13 protein-coding genes are annotated in these 14416 nt (G+C 61.2%); 6 read left to right on the forward strand and 7 right to left on the reverse strand.

Annotation, left to right across the window (positions count from 1 at the left end):
* Positions 1–40: 40 nt before the first annotated feature.
* From F8N96_RS29735 to F8N96_RS29750, 4 genes are all read left to right on the forward strand, one after another.
* On the forward strand, positions 41–1219 hold the full coding sequence (locus F8N96_RS29735) for an MFS transporter (protein WP_150800826.1): 1179 nt from the start codon (positions 41–43) through the stop codon (positions 1217–1219).
* 159 nt (positions 1220–1378) lie between these two features.
* Positions 1379–2086, forward strand: coding sequence for an HPP family protein (locus tag F8N96_RS29740; RefSeq protein ID WP_150800827.1), 708 nt, complete (start codon positions 1379–1381; stop codon positions 2084–2086).
* A gap of 149 nt (positions 2087–2235) precedes the next feature.
* The gene (locus tag F8N96_RS29745; protein ID WP_150800828.1) at positions 2236–3342 is read left to right on the forward strand and encodes an enoyl-CoA hydratase/isomerase family protein; all 1107 of its coding nucleotides are present in this window, start codon (positions 2236–2238) and stop codon (positions 3340–3342) included.
* A 3-nt stretch (positions 3343–3345) separates the two neighbouring features.
* Complete coding sequence (locus F8N96_RS29750; protein ID WP_150800829.1) at positions 3346–4497, forward strand: acyl-CoA dehydrogenase family protein; 1152 nt, start codon at positions 3346–3348, stop codon at positions 4495–4497.
* Positions 4498–4596: 99 nt separating this feature from the next.
* Here the strand turns inward: F8N96_RS29750 and F8N96_RS29755 are convergent, their stop codons facing one another.
* From F8N96_RS29755 to pssA, 7 genes are all read right to left on the reverse strand, one after another.
* A complete protein-coding gene (locus tag F8N96_RS29755; RefSeq protein WP_150800830.1) occupies positions 4597–5370 on the reverse strand; it encodes an enoyl-CoA hydratase in 774 nt (257 codons plus the stop codon).
* A gap of 12 nt (positions 5371–5382) precedes the next feature.
* A complete protein-coding gene (locus F8N96_RS29760; protein ID WP_150800831.1) occupies positions 5383–6510 on the reverse strand; it encodes an acyl-CoA dehydrogenase in 1128 nt (375 codons plus the stop codon).
* Positions 6511–6652: 142 nt separating this feature from the next.
* Positions 6653–7846 (reverse strand): acetyl-CoA C-acyltransferase, encoded by a 1194-nt coding sequence (locus tag F8N96_RS29765; RefSeq protein WP_150766351.1) that lies wholly within the window; start codon positions 7844–7846, stop codon positions 6653–6655.
* A 12-nt stretch (positions 7847–7858) separates the two neighbouring features.
* Positions 7859–8620 carry an SDR family NAD(P)-dependent oxidoreductase gene (locus tag F8N96_RS29770; protein WP_150800832.1) on the reverse strand — a complete coding sequence of 254 codons (762 nt, stop codon included), beginning with the start codon at positions 8618–8620 and terminating at the stop codon, positions 7859–7861.
* 16 nt (positions 8621–8636) lie between these two features.
* Entirely contained in the window at positions 8637–10301 is a 1665-nt protein-coding gene (locus F8N96_RS29775; RefSeq protein WP_150800833.1) for an AMP-binding protein, read from the reverse strand.
* A gap of 276 nt (positions 10302–10577) precedes the next feature.
* Positions 10578–11588 carry an AraC family transcriptional regulator gene (locus F8N96_RS29780; protein WP_150800834.1) on the reverse strand — a complete coding sequence of 337 codons (1011 nt, stop codon included), beginning with the start codon at positions 11586–11588 and terminating at the stop codon, positions 10578–10580.
* Positions 11588–12931 carry a CDP-diacylglycerol--serine O-phosphatidyltransferase gene (gene pssA / locus F8N96_RS29785; protein WP_150800835.1) on the reverse strand — a complete coding sequence of 448 codons (1344 nt, stop codon included), beginning with the start codon at positions 12929–12931 and terminating at the stop codon, positions 11588–11590. The genes F8N96_RS29780 and pssA overlap by 1 nt, the downstream gene beginning before the upstream one ends.
* 249 nt (positions 12932–13180) lie before the next feature.
* On the opposite strand from pssA, the gene F8N96_RS29790 reads away from it, so the two are divergent.
* Together F8N96_RS29790 and F8N96_RS29795 are read left to right on the forward strand one after the other, a co-directional pair.
* On the forward strand, positions 13181–13744 hold the full coding sequence (locus F8N96_RS29790; RefSeq protein WP_150800836.1) for a TetR/AcrR family transcriptional regulator: 564 nt from the start codon (positions 13181–13183) through the stop codon (positions 13742–13744).
* 56 nt (positions 13745–13800) lie between these two features.
* Positions 13801–14277, forward strand: coding sequence for a DUF1348 family protein (locus tag F8N96_RS29795; RefSeq protein ID WP_150800837.1), 477 nt, complete (start codon positions 13801–13803; stop codon positions 14275–14277).
* Positions 14278–14416: the final 139 nt, after the last annotated feature.

A 14416-nucleotide genomic window follows, 5' to 3' on the forward strand; every position in this document is an offset into this window, starting at 1 on the left:
CCGAACACCATAGAATCTGAATAAGGACATTTGCCCCACCGTGGCCACTTACTCACTCGTTATCCGCCGGTTGATGATTGTTTCGCTGACCATCGTCGTCAGCCGCGCCATCACCAGCCCGCTGCTCACGCTGTTCCTGAGCAACAAACTCGGCCTCAACCAACAGGACGTCGGTCTTCTGCTGGGCATCGCGGTGTTCATCGCCACGTTGCTCGCGCTCTACGGCGGTTACATCATCGACCGTCTCGAGAAACGCCGGCTGCTGATCCTCGCGATGCTCTCCAGCGCCATCGGCTTCGTGCTGCTGACCTTCGCCGACAACCTCTACCTGACCACTGCCACCCTGGTGATCACCGAAACCGCCTCGGCACTTTTCCTGATCGGCTCGAAGGCGATCCTCAGCGAAAACCTGCCCGTGGGCCAGCGCGCCAAGGCGTTTTCCCTGCGCTACACCCTGACCAACATCGGCTACGCCACCGGTCCGATGTTGGGCGTGGTGATTGCCGGTGTATATCCGATAGCACCCTTCCTGATTGCCGGCGGTATCGCGTTTTTCAGTGTGTTCCTGATGATCGGGATACCAAGGGACTCGGCCCTGACACCCCCAATCGGCCAGCCCCAGAGTTTTCTCAAAACCCTGGTCACCCTGAAAAACGACCGCACGCTGATCATGTTCACCTGCGGCTGCCTGCTCAGCACCGTGGTCCACGGCCGCTTCACCCTGTACCTGTCGCAATACCTGCTGGTGACCGAGGATGCCAGCCGTGCCCTGGAAACCATGGCCGCCCTGCTCGCCTGCAACGCCATCAGCGTGATCCTGCTGCAGTACCAGATCGGCCGTTTCCTCAAGCGCGAACAACTGCGGTATTGGATCGCCGGCGGCACCAGCCTGTTCATCGTCGGGTTGATCGGCTTCAGCCTGGCCGACAGTCTGGTGAGCTGGTGCGTGGCGATGTTCATCTTCACCCTCGGGGAAATGATCATCTACCCCGCAGAATTCCTCTTCGTCGATACCCTGGCGCCGGAGGAACTGCGCGGCAGTTATTACGGCGCACAGAACCTCGCCGCCCTGGGTGGCGCGCTAAGTCCGGTGATCTGCGGTTACCTGCTGCTGCACTCGCCTGCACCCACCATGTTTTATGCCTTGAGCGCCCTGACTGCCATGGGTGGTTTCCTGTGTTTCATGAGTGGGCGGCGGGCTGCCATGCATCAGAAATAATGAACTGAAGCTTCATTAATATGAATTTGTCAGCATCAGGATTGAACGGCACACTGGGCCGGTTCCTCCCCCAATAGTTGGAACACCTTCAAGGGCTTTCTGGGTATCCCCAGCTAAGCCTTTTTTTTGCCTCGGTTTTGTCTACGGATCCTGTGCCTCATGTTTGCTCGCTGGTTACCTGCTGCCATTAATACCCGTCCTTCGGAATGGAGTCGCGCCGCTATTGGCATGTCCCTGGGCACGATGTTCAGCGTCTGGCTCTGCAGCCAGGTGTTCGGCATGCAAGTGGCGCAGCATCTGATCGGCCCGCTGGGTGCCTCGGCCGTGTTGCTGTTCGCCGTGTCCTCCGGCGCGCTGGCCCAGCCCTGGTCGATTCTTGGCGGCTATTTGAGCGCCGGGGTGGTCTCGTTGCTGGTTGCCCATGTGCTCGGACGGACTCTCGGCAGCGCTTGCCTGGCAGCGGGCATGGCGCTGATTCTGATGTGCTGGCTGCGTTGCCTGCACCCGCCTGCCGGGGCCTTGGCATTGCTGTTGGTGCTGGCGGACCCGGCGACCATCGCCCTGGACTGGAAAGCCCTCGGACCGGTGATGCTCAGCGCCTCGACCATGCTGCTCAGCGCCCTGGCCTACAACAACCTGACACGCATCCGTTACCCCAAGCGTGCCAGCGAACCGGTCGCCGTGGTGCCGGCCGATCACCCGCCGATCGACAGCCAGGCCATCACCGCCCAGGACTTGAAACTGGCCCTGGCGGAGATGGAGGCGTTCTTTGATGTTACCCCCGAAGACCTGGAACAGCTGATCCATATCAGTGAGTTACACGCCAAACGTCGCAGTATTGGTGAAGTTCTGCGCCAGGTTTCCTGAGGCCACGCATCCCACATTCAGAGTCATGCAAATATGCAGGAAGCACCTGCACATTTCCCGGTTGTGCATCACAAATTTGCACTGGTACGATCCAGCATCGCTCGTGCGCGGGCTTATCTATAAAGAACAATAAAAGCAGGGAGTTACAGATGACTGCTCAGGTTTCTTCTCCGGGGACTTCGTCCATGGATGCCACGCAAAACGAAGTGCTGGCCGAGGTTCGCAACCATATCGGTCACCTGACCCTCAATCGCCCCACCGGCCTCAACGCCCTGACCCTGGACATGGTGCGCACGTTGCAGCGCCAGCTCGACGTCTGGGCGCAGGACCCGCAAGTGCATGCGGTGGTATTGCGCGGTGCCGGCGAGAAGGCGTTCTGTGCCGGCGGCGATATTCGCTCGCTGTATGACAGCTTCAAAAACGGCGACACCCTGCACGAGGATTTCTTCGTCGAGGAATACGCCCTCGATCTGGCGATTCACCACTACCGCAAACCGGTCCTGGCCTTGATGGACGGCTTCGTCCTGGGGGGTGGCATGGGCCTGGTGCAAGGTGCAGACTTGCGGGTGGTCACAGAGAAAAGCCGCCTGGCGATGCCGGAAGTCGGGATCGGTTATTTCCCCGACGTCGGCGGCAGCCACTTCCTGTCGCGGGTTCCCGGTGAACTGGGGATCTACCTCGGGGTCAGCGGTGTGCAGATTCGCGCGGCCGACGCGCTCTATTGCGGCCTGGCCGACTGGTATCTGGACAGCAGCAAGCTCGGCACCCTCGACGAACAACTCGATCGACTGCAATGGCACGACACGCCGCTCAAGGACCTGCAAGCCCTGCTGGCAACGCTCGCGGTGCAACAACTGCCCGACGCGCCACTTGGCGTGTTGCGCCCGGCCATCGATCACTTCTTCGCCTTGCCCGACGTGCCGAGTATTGTTGAGCAACTGCGTGAAGTAACGGTCGCCGACAGTCATGAGTGGGCCGTGGCCACCGCCGAGCTGCTGCAAAGCCGTTCGCCCCTGGCCATGGCTGTGACCCTGGAAATGTTGCGTCGCGGTCGGCACCTGAGCCTGGAAGACTGCTTCGCCCTTGAGCTGCACCTGGACCGGCAGTGGTTCGAGCGCGGCGACCTGATCGAAGGTGTGCGCGCCTTGCTGATCGACAAAGACAAGAGCCCGCGCTGGAACCCGCCGACCTTGCAGGCGCTGGACGCCGGGCACGTCGCGAGTTTTTTCAGCGGGTTTGACCGGAGCGGGAGCTGAGCCATGCACGATATCGAATTGAGCGAAGAACAAGTCATGATCCGCGACATGGCCCGGGACTTTGCCCGCGGCGAAATCGCACCCCACGCCCAGGCCTGGGAAAAGGCCGGCTGGATCGATGATGGCCTGGTGGCGAAAATGGGCGAACTGGGCCTGCTGGGGATGGTGGTGCCCGAGGAATGGGGCGGCACCTATGTCGACTACGTCGCGTATGCCCTGGCCGTGGAGGAGATTTCCGCCGGCGACGGTGCCACTGGCGCGCTGATGAGCATCCACAACTCCGTGGGCTGCGGCCCGGTCCTCAACTACGGTACTGAAGAACAGAAACAGACCTGGCTGCCGGACCTTGCGAGCGGCCAAGCCATCGGCTGCTTCTGCCTGACCGAACCCCAGGCCGGTTCCGAGGCCCACAACCTGCGCACCCGCGCCGAATTGCGCGATGGCCAGTGGGTGATCAACGGTGCCAAGCAATTCGTCAGCAACGGCAAACGGGCGAAACTGGCGATCGTGTTCGCGGTGACTGATCCGGATCTGGGCAAGCGCGGCATTTCGGCGTTCCTGGTCCCCACGGACACGGCAGGTTTCATCGTCGATCGCACCGAACACAAAATGGGCATCCGCGCTTCCGATACCTGCGCGGTAACCCTGAACAACTGCACGATCCCCGAAGCCAACCTGCTCGGCGAACGGGGCAAGGGCCTGGCCATCGCCCTGTCGAACCTCGAAGGGGGTCGCATCGGGATTGCGGCGCAGGCGTTGGGGATTGCGCGTGCGGCGTTTGAAGCGGCACTGGCCTATTCGCGGGATCGGGTGCAGTTCGACAAACCGATCATCGAGCACCAGAGCATCGCGAATATGCTGGCCGATATGCACACGCGGCTGAATGCGGCGCGGTTGCTGATCCTGCATGCCGCGCGCTTGCGCAGTGCGGGCAAGCCTTGCCTGTCGGAGGCTTCACAGGCGAAGTTGTTCGCCTCGGAGATGGCGGAGAAGGTCTGCTCGTCAGCGATGCAGATTCATGGCGGGTATGGGTATCTGGAGGATTACCCGGTGGAGCGGTATTACCGGGATGCGCGGATCACGCAGATTTATGAAGGGTCGAGCGAGATACAGCGGATGGTGATTGCCCGCGAACTGAAAAATTATCTGGTGTGATGCCCTAAAAGCTTCGCGGGCAAGCCTCGCTCCTACAGGGGAATGTGGATCCTTGTAGGAGCGAGGCTTGCCCGCGAAGACGTCATTGAAAACGCCGCATTACTTCCCGACGAACTCCGCCTCACGCTTGGCAATAAACGCCGCCATCCCTTCCTTCTGATCCTGCGTCGCAAACGCCGCATGGAACACCCGGCGCTCAAAGCGCACGCCTTCCGACAGGCTCACTTCAAAGGCCCGGTTGACGCTTTCCTTGATCATCATCGCAATCGGCAACGACTTCGCGGCAATCTTGGCCGCCACTTTCAGCGCTTCTTCCAACAGTTCATCCGCCGGCACGATCCGCGCGACGATCCCGCAACGCTCGGCTTCCACCGCGTCGATCAAGCGGCCGCTGAGGCACATTTCCATGGCCTTGGCCTTGCCCACGGCGCGGGTCAGGCGCTGGGTGCCGCCCATGCCCGGGAGCACGCCGAGGTTGATTTCCGGCTGACCGAACTTCGCGTTGTCACCCGCCAGGATGAAGTCGCACATCAACGCCAGCTCACAACCGCCACCCAAGGCGAAACCGTTGACCGCGGCAATGATCGGCTTGCGCCGATTGGCCACGCGATCGCTGTCGCTGAACAAATCGTCCAGATAGATCTGCGGGTAGGTCAGCTCGGCCATTTCCTTGATGTCGGCACCGGCGGCGAAGGCTTTTTTCGAGCCGGTCAGTACGATGCAGCCGATATTCGAATCGGCCTCCAGGCCGTCGAGGGCCTGGTTCAGTTCGCTGACTATCTGCGCATTCAACGCGTTCAGCGCTTGCGGACGATTGAGGGTAATCAGGCCCACGCGACCATGGGTTTCCAGCAAAATCGTTTCGTAACTCATGTATGACTCCGTTTATAGATTGCGCGAAATGACCATGCGCTGAATATCGCTGGTGCCTTCGTAGATCTGGCACACACGCACGTCCCGATAGATCCGTTCCAGAGGGAAATCGTTCAAGTAACCGTAACCGCCAAGGGTTTGCAAGGCCGAGGAGCATACCTTCTCGGCCATTTCCGAGGCGAACAGTTTGGCCATCGACGCTTCGACCAAGGCCGGTTTGCCGCTGTCACGCAGCGCTGCAGCGTAATGCACCATCTGCCGGGCCACGGCAATCTGGGTGGCCATATCGGCCAGGCGGAACGCTACGGCCTGGTGTTCAATGATCGGCTTGCCGAAGCTTTCACGCTCACGGGCATAGTCACGAGCCGCTTCGAATGCGGCACGGGCCATGCCCACCGATTGCGAGGCAATGCCGACTCGGCCGCCTTCAAGGTTGGCCAGGGCGATCCGGTAACCTTCACCCTCCTCGCCCAGACGGTTGGCCAACGGCACTTTCACGTCTTCGAACAGAATCTGGCACGTGTCGGACGCGTGCTGCCCCAGCTTGTCCTCGACCCGTGCGACTTTGTAGCCCGGCGAGTCGGTCGGCACGATGAACGCGCTGATGCCACGCTTGCCGGCGGCCGGATCGGTCACGGCGAAGACGATCACTACCCCGGCGTTTTGCCCCGATGTGATGAACTGCTTGCAACCGTTGAGCACGTAGTGGTCGCCGTTCAGCCGGGCGCGGGTTTTCAGGCCACTGGCATCGGAGCCGGCCTGGGGTTCGGTCAGGGCGAAGGCACCCAGCATCGCGCCGCTGGCCAGCGGTTTGAGGAAGCGCTCTTTCTGCTCGTCGGTGCCGTACTTGAGGATCGGCACGCACCCCACCGAGTTGTGCACGCTCATGATGGTCGAGCAGGAACCGTCGCCGGCGGCGATTTCCTCCAGGGCCATGGCGTAGGCCAGGTAACCGGTGTCGCAACCGCCCCACTGCTCCGGCACCAGCATGCCGAAGAAGCCCAGCTGCGCCATCTCGCCGATGGCGTCCTTGGGAAAACGATGCTCGCGGTCCCATTCTGCGGCGAACGGTTTCAGCCGTTCCTCGGCGAACTGCCGGGCCATATCGCGGATTTGTTGTTGGTCGTCATTGGGGATCATGGCCAGTCCTTAAAAAATAAGCCGAATGCGAAAATCTGTAGGAGCTGGCTTGCCGGCGAATGCGGTGTGTCATTCAACATTAATGTCGACTGACACGGCCTCTTCGCTGGCAAGCCAGCTCCTACAGGGATTGGTGTCAGCCTCAGTAGAGGCATTCCACGGCCATCGCCGTCGCTTCGCCGCCGCCGATGCAAATCGCCGCAACACCACGCTTCAGGCCTTTCTGGCGCAGTGCCGAGAGCAAGGTCACAAGGATCCGCGCACCGGACGCACCGATCGGGTGACCCAGGGCGCAGGCGCCGCCGTGAACGTTGATCTTCTCGTGGGGGATTTCCAGTTGGGTCATGGTCACCAGACTGACGACCGCGAAGGCTTCGTTGACTTCCACCAGATCGACTTCGTCCAGGGACCAGCCGGTTTTCTTCATCAGTTTCTTGATCGCGCCCACCGGCGCCACAGGGAACAGGCCCGGGGTATCGGCAAACGCGGCGTGGCCGTGGATCACCGCCAAGGGTTTCAGGCCGCGCTTCTGGGCTTCGGAACGGCGCATCAGCACCAGGGCCGCGGCGCCATCGGAGATCGAGCTGGAGTTCGCCGCGGTGACAGTGCCACCGTCGCGGAACGCCGGTTTCAGCGAGGCAATCTTGTCCAGCCTGGCTTTCGGTGGCTGCTCGTCGTGGCTGATCAGTACCTGCTCTTTACCCACGGTCACGGTGAGCGGCACGATCTCGTCCTTGAAGCTGCCGTCCTTGATCGCCTGCTGTGCGCGGGTGGTCGAGGCAATGGCAAATGCGTCCTGGGCTTCACGGGTGAAACCGTTGGTTTCGGCGCAATCCTCGGCGAAGGTGCCCATCAAGCGGCCCTTGTCGTAAGCGTCTTCCAGACCGTCCAGAAACATGTGGTCGAGTACGCGGCCGTGGCCCATGCGGTAACCGCTGCGCGCGCGGTCCAGCAGGTACGGCGCGTTGGACATGCTTTCCATGCCGCCGGCGACCACCACCTCGGCGCTGCCGGCCACCAGCATGTCATGCGCCAGAATGGCCGCTTCCATGCCCGAGCCGCACATCTTGTTCAGGGTGGTGCAGCGGGTCGATTTATCCAGCCCGGCGCCCAGGGCGGCCTGACGTGCCGGCGCCTGGCCGAGGCCGGCGGGCAGTACGCAGCCGAACAGCACTTCTTCAACCGCATCCGGCGCAATACCGGCGCGTTCAACCGCGGCTTTGATCGCTGCCGCACCGAGTTGCGGCGCGGTCAGGCTTTTCAGTTCGCCCTGAAAACCGCCCATCGGGGTGCGGACGGCGCTGACGATAACAATTGGATCGTTGGCAATAGTCATGACAAATCCTCTTTACTTGGCGGCCATGCGCAAGGCGCCGTCGAGACGGATCACCTCGCCATTGAGCATGCTGTTTTCAATGATATGCCTGACCAGCCCGGCATACTCGTCCGGTTTTCCCAGGCGCGGCGGAAACGGCACGCCGGCGGCGAGGGACGCGCGCACTTCCGGGGTCATGCCAGCCATCATCGGCGTTTCGAAAATCCCCGGCGCGATGGTCATCACGCGGATGCCGAAGCGCGCCAGTTCACGGGCGGCGGGCAAGGTCAGGCTGACGATCGCGCCTTTGGAGGCCGCGTAGGCGGCCTGGCCGATCTGGCCATCGTAAGCCGCCGCCGAGGCCGTATTGATGATTACCCCTCGCTCGCCGTCGGCATCCGCTTCGGTCTCGGCAATTGCCGCCGCCGCCAGGCGCAGCATGTTGAAGCTGCCGATCAGGTTGACGTTGATCACCTGGCTGAAATTGGCCAGCGCGTGCGGGCCGGTCTTGCCGAGGATTTTCTCGCCGCGCACGATGCCGGCGCAGTTGACCAGGCCATTGAGGCCACCAAACGCCTTGACCGTCGCCTGCACCGCGGCTTCGGCCGCCGCTTCATTGCTGATATCGGCCACCACGCTTTGCGCGCCCAGACGTTGCGCCTGAGCGGCAACCGCCTCGGCGTTCATGTCCACCAGCATGACCTTGACGCCCGCCGCGACCAGCATTTCAGCGGTGGCCGCACCGAGTCCGGAAGCACCGCCGGTGACGAGAAAAACCTTGTTTGCGATCTGCATCATTGTGTCCTTGGATTCATGCTTGAAGGTTCTTCGCCGCAGCCTCTTGAGCCTTGGCGATTTCCTGGTTGCGCAAGATAAAGCGCTGCAACTTGCCGCTAGGGGTTTTCGGCAACTCGCTGACAAATTCGATTTCACGGGGGTATGAGTGCGCGGCCAGGCGCTTGCGCACGTGTTGACGCAATTCTTCGGCCAGCTCCGGCTCAGGACGGTATTGCGCGCTGAGCACAACGAAGGCTTTGACCAGTTCGGTGCGTTCCGGGTCGGGCTTGCCGACCACTGCGGCTTCGACCACTGCCGGGTGTTCGATCAGGGCACTTTCGACGTCGAACGGGCCGACCCGGTAACCCGACGTGGTGATCACATCGTCACTGCGGCCGACGAAGCTGATGCTGCCGTCCGGGTTCCACTCGACGGTGTCGCCGCTCAGGTAATAGTTGCCGACGAAGGCCTTGGTCGGCGCGCCTTCGTAACCGCCGAACCAGCACATCGGCGACTGGGTGCGATCGATGGCCAGGATGCCGGGTTGACCGACGCCGAGTTCCTTGTACTCCTCGTCCAGTACCACGATGCGGTGGCCCGGCGAGGCAAATCCGGCGGCGCCCATGTGGATCGGATGCTCCAGGCCATGGTGATTGCACAGCACCATGCCCAGTTCGGTCTGGCCGTAATGATCGTGGATCACCACGCCGAGGTTGTCGGCGAACCAGCGGATCACTTCCGGGTTCAGCGGCTCGCCGGCACTGCTGACGATGCGCAGCTTGCCCTTGATCGAGCGGGCGAACTCGTTGCCACCGGCAATCAACAGGCGGTAAGCGGTCGGTGAGCCGGTGAGGTTGGTGATCCCGTATTTGTTGATCACCCGGCAGGTGCTTTCCAGGGTGAACGGGCCATCGTAGAACGTGATCGGATGTCCCATGGCCATAGGCCCGGTGACGCCGAAATAGATGCCATAGGCCCAGCCCGGATCGGCGACGTTCCAGAACGCATCTTCAGGGCGCAGGTCCACGGCGTCGCGGGTGTAGCTCTGGAAGGCAACGATGGCCTTGAGCGGCACCGACAGCGCTTTGGACGGGCCGGTGGTGCCCGAGGTGAACATCAGCAGGAACGGGTCTTCGCCGGTCAGCAGCACCGGTTCGCACTCGGCGGGATAATTGGCCAGTTCGGCCCAGAAACTGTAATCGCCCTGGACGATACCCTGTCCCTTGGGACCGGCGACGGTGACGATGGTCGGGCAGTCGGCCACTTCACTCAGTTTCGAGCGATTGACCGCGTCGGTGACCACCACTTTGGCGCCGGAACTGTTCAGACGGTGTTCGATGGCTTTGGGGCCGAACGCAGTGAACAGCGGCTGATAGACCGCGCCGATGCGCCAGGTGGCAAACACGGTGATCAGTAATTCGATGTTACGCGGCAGGAGGCCGGCGACCTTGTCGCCCTTCTTCACGCCCTGGGCCAACAGGAAATTGGCGAACCGCGCGGCCTTGTCCTGCAAATCGTTGAAGGTGTAAGACGCGCTGGCGCCGTCCCGGCCTTCCCAGAACAGCGCAATGCGCCCCGGCAAGGCATGCCGGTCGCAACACTCGACACAGGCGTTGAGGGCAGTCAGATCGCCCGCGAGTGCGGCGTCGACGGTGTGCTGGTAATCGAACTGTGAAGTGGCAGACAAGTAATCGCGCATTGCCAGAATCCCTGTGTCTTCTTATTAGGTTTGGGGGAACCGTAAGGAACAGGGAAATATTCGCTCTACATGGGGGGCGGGACAATGGTCAAAGCTATCAAGTTGTGTGACTGGTTTGGCCAAGGTTTGAGAGATGTAGCGCCTGTGCTGACGCCTTCGCTGGCAAGCCAGCTCCTACAGGGGGTGGCGTTGATCACTCATTTCGTGTACGCCGCAGAAACCTGTAGGAGCTGGCTTGCCAGCGAAGGCGTCAGCACAGGCACCACAAATTCCGGATCAGTCGTTAAGGATCAAACTGCGGTAATGCCCCGGATTCGACCCCGACCACTTGCGAAACGCCTTGTAGAACGAGCTGGCATCGGCAAACCCCAGGCGCGTGGCAATCTCGGCAAAACTGATGGTGGGCTCGGCCAACCATACGATCGCCAATTCCTTGCGCACGCTGTCCTTGAGCCCCTGATAGGTCTGCCCCTCTTCGGCCAGGCGTCGGCGCAAGGTCGAGGCCGACATGCACAGTCGTTGCGCCAAAGCCTCGGTTTCGGGCCAATGTTCGGCGGGCAATTGCCGCAAATCGTGCTTGATCCGGCTGGCCAGGCTTTCCGGGTCGCGGTACTTGACCAGGATATTGGCCGGTGCATGGGCCAGGAAACGCTTGAGTTCTTCAGGGCTGCGCTTGATCGGCACATCCAGGCACTCGGCGGAGAAGATCATTCGCGTGCGCGGCCGATCAAAACGCAGGTTTTCGGAGAACATCACCTGATAGTCATCGCAGAAGTCCGGTTGCGGGCAGCGCAGTTCGATGGCCAGGATCGGAATGCGCCGCCCCGCCAGCCAGCAGGCCACGCCGTGAACGATCATCCAGTAGGTGAAATAAGTGAAGGCCCGACGCGGGTCCTGGTCATCCTCCAGCAGCACGATCTCCGCCAGGCTTTGCTGGCGAACCAACTGGGCAGGCAGGTGTTCCAGCATCAGCGACAGAAAACCCAGGCCCGAGGTCAGGCCGGCGGCCAGGCTCGGCTGGACCATGGAGCAACGACAGAGAAATTCCAGGCTGCCGGATTTGAGCTTGCGCGGGTCCATGCAAAAAAACTCGTCGTCCCGGCGCCGGGCCAGCAATCGCCAGAGGCGCGCATACGCAGTGGCCGGGACACGGGCGTCGGCGGTCAGCAGCAGAGCCGGATCGATGCCGACCTTGTCCAACACCTCGTCGGTGGCAGCGCCCGGGTCGCAACTTTGCAACAGCGCTTCACGCACCAGCTGAATCGAAATGGTGTCTTTTTCCGACATCAGAGAATCCGATAGAGCAACCGCTCGATCCGCACGCGACTCACGCGCTTGAGAAACTTGGCCACCGCCGGCGGGTATTCCAGCAATGTGTCGAGTTCCTGGTAGCGCTCGATGCGGCGGGTGTGCTGGAAAATCTCGTCCAGCTCGTTTCGCCGTGGCTCCAGCAACTCACCGTTGGGGTCATCGATCAGCAGTGCGTTTTCCAGGTCCAGACGGAACGCCCGCGGGTTGAGGTTGTTGCCGGTCAGCAAGGTGTAACGTTGATCGATCCACATGCCTTTGAGGTGATAGGTGTTGTCGCCGTCCTTCCACAGGTGCAGGTTCAACAGACCACTGTCGATGCTGCGATGATGGCGCTTGGCGAAGCGCCGCAGGCTGATTTCGTAGAGGTACGGCAGCGCCGCGATCACCTTGAACGGTTCGCTCGGCGGGATGTAGAAATCGTTGGCGGTCTTGTCTCCGACCACGATGTCGATCTTCACCCCTCGCGCCAGCGCTCGGTTGATTTCCCGGGTGACCGCCAGCGGCAGATTGAAGTACGGCGTACAGATCGTCAGTTGATCGCGGGCACTGGCGATCAACTCGCAAATCACCCGGCTCAACGGATTGTTCTTGCCCACGCCGAGCAACGGGCTGACAGTCAAACCCTCTTTGGCCGTGGTACCCGATGTCGTGTCGTACGCCGCGTGCTTGAGGCGGCTGCGCAGGTCACCGATGTCGTTGCGCAGGCTGCGGGTGCTCGGCAGGTTGGGCAGGTCCAGGCGATGCACCGCCTTGGAGGCGATCAGGCCGTGCTGGATCAGGTGCTGCATCGAATCGGCCAGCGCGCTGTTGTGCAGCAGGTGATAACGGTCGTAGCGATATTTGTCGAACTTGTGCAGGTAGACGTTGTTCAGACTGGCGCCGCTGTAGATCACGCAGTCGTCGATCACAAAACCTTTCAAGTGCAGAACGCCGAACAGCTCTCGGGTCTGTACCGGAACGCCGTACACCGGGACCTCGCTGTCGCGAGTACGGGTGGTTTCCTGATACCAGGCCGAGTTGCCCGGCTGCTTGCCGGCGCCGATCAAGCCACGCTGGGCGCGCAGCCAGTCGACGACCACCACCACATCCAGTTCCGGACGTGCCAGTTTGGCGGCATGCAGGGCATCGAGGATTTCCTGGCCGGCTTCGTCCTGCTGCAGGTAGAGCGCGACGATGTAGATGCGCCGGGTTGCCTGGGCGATTTTTTCCAGCAGGCAACGGCGAAACTCGGCAGCGCCGGAGAGGATGGTGACGGCATCGGCGGTCAGCGGAAAACTGCGCAGCTTGGGCAGTAGAGAGCGTTTGAAAAGCGACGGCATAGGGCTCGCAGTGGGTCGAATCCGAAGAGTTTGAGAGCTTACACCATGGATGGGTTTGGGTCTTGTTTGGGTCTTGTTTGGGTCTTGTTTGGGTTTTGAAGGTGTCTGTTCTGGCGCCTTCGCTGGCAAGCCAGCTCCTACAGGGGGAATGCGATCCCCTGTAGGAGCTGGCTTGCCAGCGAAGGCAATTTCACAGGCGACAAAAATATCCGCTTGACCAAGGAGAACGATCGTTCTACTGTTTGTTCCATGAACGAAATAACCAGCAACGACACACGCGACATCATCCTGGACGTCACCGAAAAGTTGATCTACAAAAGTGGCATTGCCGCCACCGGCATGGACCTTCTGGTGAAAACCGCCGGCGTCTCCAGAAAAAGTATTTACCGCTACTTCGCCAACAAGGAGGAGTTGACCGTCGCGGCCCTGCAGCGGCGCGACGTGCGCTGGATGCACTGGTACAAGAGCGCAGTCGACCAGGCCGAAACGCCGGCCGAGCGGCTGCTCAACCTGTTCACCGTGCTCAAGGCCTGGTTCGCCTCCGAAGGCTTTCGTGGTTGCGCCTTCATCAACACCAGCGGTGAAACCGGCGACCCGCAAGACCCTATTCGCCTGGTTGCCAAAGACCACAAACAGAAGCTGCTCGACTACCTGCGCGAGCTTTGTACCGAACATGGCGCCACAGACCCGGATACGCTGGCCAGACAGCTGCTGATCCTGATCGATGGTGCCATTACCGTGGCGCTTGTCATGGGTGATCACAGTGCCGCCGATAATGCGCAATGCATGGCGCGAAAGTTATTGGACCTGTGACACTTCAAATAAGCCCGACAACTTGCTTGAACGTTAATCTGCCAGGGAGACTTTAAATGTCTAACGCCGAAGTTCGTCCGCCATTACCGCCCTTCACCCGTGAATCGGCCATCGAGAAAGTTCGCCTGGCCGAAGACGGCTGGAACTCCCGCGACCCGGAACGGGTGTCGCTGGCCTATACCCTGGACACCCGGTGGCGCAACCGCGCCGAATTCGCCAGCAACCGCGCGCAAGCCAAAGGCTTTCTAACCCGCAAATGGGCCAAGGAACTGGACTATCGCTTGATCAAGGAGCTCTGGGCCTTTACGGACAACCGTATCGCCGTGCGTTACGCCTATGAATGGCACGACGACTCTGGCAACTGGTTCCGGTCCTACGGCAACGAGAATTGGGAGTTCAATGAAGACGGTTTGATGGCCAACCGGTACGCCAGCATCAACGACATGCCGATCAAGGAAAGCGAGCGCAAGTTCCACTGGCCGCTGGGTCGTCGTCCGGACGATCATCCAGGCCTGTCCGACCTCGGTCTCTAGACAACACCGCCCCCTGTAGGAGCTGGCTTGCCAGCGAAAGCGGTCTCAAGCCTTGCAGCGCCCATCCAGACGTCTTCGCCAGCAAGCCGGCTCCTACAGGGTTTGGCGTTGACCACGATTCATCGAAACGCAGGGGACC

The sequence above is a fragment of the Pseudomonas fluorescens genome (genome assembly GCF_902497855.1).
Taxonomy (GTDB): domain Bacteria; phylum Pseudomonadota; class Gammaproteobacteria; order Pseudomonadales; family Pseudomonadaceae; genus Aquipseudomonas; species Aquipseudomonas fluorescens_BI.

Coding starts and splice junctions, on each gene's coding strand:
- F8N96_RS29740 (WP_150800827.1), top strand. CDS start 1,379: ATGTTTGCTCGCTGGTTACCTGCTGCCATTAATACCCGTCCTTCGGAA.
- F8N96_RS29745 (WP_150800828.1), top strand. CDS start 2,236: ATGACTGCTCAGGTTTCTTCTCCGGGGACTTCGTCCATGGATGCCACG.
- F8N96_RS29750 (WP_150800829.1), top strand. CDS start 3,346: ATGCACGATATCGAATTGAGCGAAGAACAAGTCATGATCCGCGACATG.
- F8N96_RS29755 (WP_150800830.1), bottom strand. CDS start 5,370: ATGAGTTACGAAACGATTTTGCTGGAAACCCATGGTCGCGTGGGCCTG.
- F8N96_RS29760 (WP_150800831.1), bottom strand. CDS start 6,510: ATGATCCCCAATGACGACCAACAACAAATCCGCGATATGGCCCGGCAG.
- F8N96_RS29765 (WP_150766351.1), bottom strand. CDS start 7,846: ATGACTATTGCCAACGATCCAATTGTTATCGTCAGCGCCGTCCGCACC.
- F8N96_RS29770 (WP_150800832.1), bottom strand. CDS start 8,620: ATGCAGATCGCAAACAAGGTTTTTCTCGTCACCGGCGGTGCTTCCGGA.
- F8N96_RS29775 (WP_150800833.1), bottom strand. CDS start 10,301: ATGCGCGATTACTTGTCTGCCACTTCACAGTTCGATTACCAGCACACC.
- F8N96_RS29780 (WP_150800834.1), bottom strand. CDS start 11,588: ATGTCGGAAAAAGACACCATTTCGATTCAGCTGGTGCGTGAAGCGCTG.
- pssA (WP_150800835.1), bottom strand. CDS start 12,931: ATGCCGTCGCTTTTCAAACGCTCTCTACTGCCCAAGCTGCGCAGTTTT.
- F8N96_RS29790 (WP_150800836.1), top strand. CDS start 13,181: ATGAACGAAATAACCAGCAACGACACACGCGACATCATCCTGGACGTC.
- F8N96_RS29795 (WP_150800837.1), top strand. CDS start 13,801: ATGTCTAACGCCGAAGTTCGTCCGCCATTACCGCCCTTCACCCGTGAA.